Origin of the sequence: Rhizobacter sp. (assembly GCF_035702065.1) — a bacterium.
In the GTDB taxonomy this organism is placed as follows: domain Bacteria; phylum Pseudomonadota; class Gammaproteobacteria; order Burkholderiales; family Burkholderiaceae_C; genus Rhizobacter.
The window spans coordinates 1-4,828 of sequence record NZ_DASSRA010000431.1 but is presented as its reverse complement, the minus strand read 5'-3'; the positions used below and the strand labels follow the sequence as shown (position 1 = coordinate 4,828).

The following is a 4,828-nucleotide window of genomic DNA, read 5'->3' as shown; positions in this document are numbered from 1 at the left end:
ACGATGGCCGAGTTCTTCCGCGACGAGGGCCGCGACGTGCTGCTCTTCATCGACAACATCTACCGCTTCACGCTCGCGGGCACCGAAGTGTCCGCGCTGCTCGGCCGGATGCCTTCGGCCGTGGGCTACCAGCCGACGCTCGCCGAGGAAATGGGCCGTTTGCAGGAGCGCATCACGTCGACGAAGACCGGTTCGATCACGTCGATCCAGGCCGTGTACGTGCCCGCCGACGACCTGACCGATCCCTCGCCCGCGACGACGTTCGGCCACCTCGATGCGACGGTCGTGCTGTCGCGCGACATCGCGGCGCTCGGCATCTACCCGGCCGTCGACCCGCTCGACTCGACGTCGCGCCAGGTCGACCCGAACGTCATCGGCGAAGAGCATTACAGCGCGACGCGCGCGGTGCAGTCGGTGCTGCAGCGCTACAAGGAACTGCGCGACATCATCGCGATTCTGGGCATGGACGAACTGGCCCCCGAAGACAAGCTGGCCGTGGCCCGCGCCCGCAAGATCCAGCGCTTCCTGTCGCAGCCCTTCCACGTGGCCGAAGTGTTCACCGGCTCGCCCGGCAAGTACGTGCCGCTGAAGGAAACCATCCGCGGCTTCAAGATGATCGTGGCCGGCGAGTGCGACTCGCTGCCCGAGCAGGCCTTCTACATGGTCGGCACCATCGACGAAGCGTTCGAAAAAGCCAAGAAGCTGAACTGATCGGAGCACCGAGATGGCAACCCTGCACGTAGACGTCGTCTCCGCCGAAGAAAACATCTTCTCCGGCGAAGCGAAGTTCGTCGCCTTGCCGGGTGAAATGGGCGAGCTCGGGATCTACCCGCGCCACACGCCCTTGATCACCCGCATCAAGCCCGGCGCGGTGCGCATTCAGCGCGCCGACAACGACCAGGAAGAGTTCGTGTTCGTGGCCGGCGGCATTCTCGAGGTGCAGCCGGGCACGGTCACCGTGCTGGCCGACACCGCCATCCGCGGCAAGGACCTGGACGAAGCCAAGGCCATCGACGCCAAGCGCCACGCCGAAGAAGCGCTCAAGAACGCCAAGAGCGACCTCGATCTGGCCAAGGCCCAAAACGAACTGGCCTCCCTGGCGGCCCAGGTCGCAGCCCTGCGCAAGTTCACCGGCAAGCGCTGAGACTTCTCAGGCACCCTGAGCTCCCAAGCCCGCACGGCACTGCCGCTGCGGGCTTTTTCTTTGACCAGATCGACCCGCAACAGGTCGAAGATCGAACTTGCCCGGCGAAAGTTGGACGCCTAGCATCCGGCGACCGAGCCACGACAGATGGCCGCCAGGAGACAGCGTGTGAGCCCATGGGCCGACCTTTCGACCTCTGAATTGACCGTGCTGGACAGCGTGTTCTGGTGCGGCGGCCTGTCGCGCGACGCCGTGGCGCAGCGGGCCGCATTCTCCAAGACCCGCGTCAACGCCACCGTGGCTGGCTTGCTCGCCCAGGGCCTGCTCGAAGAGGCTGGGCTGCAAGCCTCGTCCGGCGGGCGCCGGCCCGAGACCTTGCGTCTCAACCACGGCCTGGGTGTGCTGCTGGCCGCCGACCTGGGTGCCACCGGTCTCGAGATCGCGGTGCTCACGCCCGACCTGCAGGTGCTGGCCAGCCACGCCGAAGCCGCCGATGTGCGCCGTGGCCCCGGCCTGCTGCTCTCGCGCGTGCGCGCGCTGATGGCCGAGCTGCTGGCCCGATGCGGCCGCAAGCCACGCGACGTCATCGCCATCGGCATCGGCGTGCCCGGCCCGGTCGACTTCGAGACCGGCCAGTTGGTGAACCCGCCGTTGATGCCCGAGTGGGACAGCTTCTCCATCCGTGAAGACCTGCGCGCCGACTACAGCGCGCCCGTCTTCGTCGACAACGATGTGAACCTGATGGCGTTGGGCGAGTTGTGGCGCCTGCAGCGCAGCCTGCAGAACTTCCTCGTGATCAAGATCGGCACCGGCATCGGTTGCGGCATCGTGTGCCATGGCGAGGTCTACCGCGGCGCGAATGGCTCGGCCGGTGACGTCGGCCACATCTGTGTCGACCCGCACGGCCCGCGCTGCACCTGCGGCAACCTCGGCTGCGTGGAGGCCATGGCCGCCGGCCCGGCCATCGCGCAACAGGCCACCGAGGCCGCCCGCGCCGGCGAGAGCCCGATGCTTGCCGCCGTGCTGGCCGAGCGTGGCGTGATCACGCCGCCCGACGTGGCGCAGGCCAGCCGCGCAGGCGACGCGGCCTCCAACGCCATCATCCAGCGCGCGGGCACGCTGATCGGGCAGATGCTGGCGTCCATCGTCAACTTCTTCAACCCGTCGCATGTGTTCATCGGCGGTGGCGTCACGCGCATCGGACCGCTCTTCCTGGCGTCGCTGCGGCAGAGCATCTACCACCGCTCGCTGGCGCTCTCCACGCGCCACCTCGACATCCAGTACACGCCGCTAGGCGAACAGGGCGGCGTGATCGGTGCGGGCGTGCTGGCGATGCACGAGACCATCAAGGCGCGCGGGGTGATCGCCTCATGAGCGTGGCCGTCGAGTTCGTGGACGTCAGGAAGGCCTTCGGCCCGGTGCAGGTGCTGCACGGTATGAGCTTCGCGCTCGAACCCGGCCGCGTGGTCGGCGTGCTGGGCGAGAACGGCGCCGGCAAGTCCACGCTGATGAAGATCCTCGCCGGCTATGAACCGATGAGCGGCGGCGAGCTGCGCATCAACGGCCAGCCCAAGCGCTTCAGCGGCTCGCGGGCGGCCGAGGCCGAAGGCATCGTGCTCATCCACCAGGAGTTCAACCTGGCCGAAGACCTGACGATCGCGCAGAACATCTTCCTCGGCCACGAGCGCAAGCGCGGCTGGCTGCTCGACGACGAGGCCATGCGCGCCGAGTCGGCCCGCGTGCTCAAGCAGGTGGGCCTGGCCAAGCACCCCGACACGCAGGTCAAGCAGCTCATCGTCGCCGAGAAGCAGCTGGTAGAGATCGCGCGCGCGCTGGCGCGCAAGGCCCGGCTGCTGATCATGGACGAGCCCACCGCCACGCTCACGCCCGGCGAGACCGAGCGCCTGTTCGCCCTGATGGCGCAGCTCAAGGCCGACGGCGTCACCCTGCTCTACATCTCGCACAAGCTCGACGAGGTGGAGCGCATCACCGACGAGGTGGTGGTGCTGCGCGACGGCCGCTTCGTCGCGCGCGAGGCGACCGCCCGGCTCACGCGCCAGCAGATGGCCCAGCTGATGGTGGGCCGAGAGCTGGCCGACCTCTATCCACTCAAGGAACACCCGCCCACCGGCACCGCTCCGCTGCTCGAAGTGAAGGGCTGCAGCGTGCCGGGTTGGGCGAGTGACGTTCACTTCAGCGTGCGGCCCGGCGAGATCCTCGGCTTCGCCGGCCTGGTGGGCGCCGGGCGCACCGAACTGTTCGAAGGCCTGCTGGGCCTGCGCCCCTGCCACGGCACGGTCGAGATCGATGGCGAGCCGGTGCGCCTGCGCAACCCGCGCGAGGCCGCGAACCAAGGCCTCACCTACCTGAGCGAAGACCGCAAGGGCAAGGGGCTGCACGTGCACTTCGGCCTGCGCGAGAACCTCACGCTGATGGCGCTCGCGCGCTACGCACGGCCGTGGCTGCACCCCAAGGAGGAGCAGCGCGCCCTGCGCCAGGCGGTCGACACCTTCGGCATCCGCACCGGCACGCTGGACGCGCCGGCTTCGTCGCTGTCGGGCGGCAACCAGCAGAAGCTGGCGCTGGCCAAGGTGCTGCACCCCAACCCGCGCGTGGTGGTGCTCGACGAGCCCACGCGCGGCGTCGACGTGGGCGCCAAGCGCGACATCTATTTCCTGATCCACCGCCTGGCGCAGGAAGGCCTGGCCGTGATCGTCATCTCGTCGGAACTCGTCGAGCTGATCGGCCTGTGCCACCGCGTGGTGGTGATGCGCGCCGGCCGCCAGCAGGCCACGCTGGACGCGACCCACCTGACCGAAGAGGAGCTCATCGCCCATGCCACCGGAACGCACTGACGCCGCCACCGTGCACGCACCCTGGCACGCGCGGCTGCACGGCCTCGGGCCGATCGCCGGCCTGGTGCTGCTGTGCATCGCCGGCACGCTGCTCAACAGCGACTTCGCCAGCCTCGACAACGCAATGAACCTGCTCACCCGCACCGCCTTCATCGGCATCATCGCGGTGGGCATGTGCTTCGTGATCATCTCGGGCGGCATCGACCTGTCGGTGGGTTCGATGGCCGCGCTGATCGCGGGTTCGGTGATCCTCTTGATGAATGGCGTGGCAGGCTCCATCGGTTCGCCGGTGCTGGTGGTCGCACTGGGCATGGGCTTCGCGGTGCTGCTCGGTGCCCTGTTCGGCCTGGCGCACGGCCTACTCATCACCAAGGGCCGCATCGAGCCCTTCATCGTGACCCTGGGCACGCTGGGCATCTTCCGCGCCTACCTCACCTACTTTGCCAACGGCGGGGCGATCACGCTCGACAACGCGCTGTCGGATGTCTACAGCCCGGTGTACTACGCCAGCCTCTTGGGCGTGCCCATCCCGGTGTGGGTGTTTGCGGTGGTCGCGCTCATCGGCGGCCTCATCCTCAACCGCACCGCCTACGGCCGCTACGTGCAGGCCATCGGCTCCAACGAGCAGGTGGCGCGCTACGCGGCGGTGGACGTGGACCGCATCAAGGTCATCACCTACGTGCTGCTGGGCGTGTGCGTGGGCATCGCCACCCTGCTCTACGTGCCGCGCCTGGGCTCGGCTTCGCCGACCACCGGGCTCTTGTGGGAGCTGGAGGCGATCGCCGCGGTGATCGTCGGCGGCACCGCGCTCAAGGGCGGCGCGGGCAGC

Annotated in this window: 5 protein-coding genes; all 5 read left to right on the top strand. The window is 68.6% G+C overall.

Going from position 1 to position 4,828, the window contains the following annotated elements; all coding sequences use genetic code 11:
• Window positions 1-711 (top strand): ATP synthase beta subunit C-terminal domain-containing protein (locus tag VFL64_RS19030; RefSeq protein WP_489541955.1); only part of this gene is annotated, 711 nt, incomplete at its 5' end.
• A gap of 13 nt (window positions 712-724) precedes the next feature.
• On the top strand, window positions 725-1,144 hold the full coding sequence (locus VFL64_RS19025; RefSeq protein WP_489541954.1) for a F0F1 ATP synthase subunit epsilon: 420 nt from the start codon (window positions 725-727) through the stop codon (window positions 1,142-1,144).
• Window positions 1,145-1,312: 168 nt separating this feature from the next.
• Window positions 1,313-2,518, top strand: a complete 1,206-nt coding sequence (locus VFL64_RS19020) for an ROK family transcriptional regulator (protein ID WP_489541953.1) — start codon at window positions 1,313-1,315, stop codon at window positions 2,516-2,518.
• The gene (locus VFL64_RS19015; protein WP_489541952.1) at window positions 2,515-3,999 is read left to right on the top strand and encodes a sugar ABC transporter ATP-binding protein; all 1,485 of its coding nucleotides are present in this window, start codon (window positions 2,515-2,517) and stop codon (window positions 3,997-3,999) included. The genes VFL64_RS19020 and VFL64_RS19015 overlap by 4 nt, the downstream gene beginning before the upstream one ends.
• On the top strand, window positions 3,980-4,828 hold an 849-nt coding region (locus VFL64_RS19010), incomplete at its 3' end, for an ABC transporter permease (protein WP_489541951.1). The genes VFL64_RS19015 and VFL64_RS19010, both read left to right, overlap by 20 nt.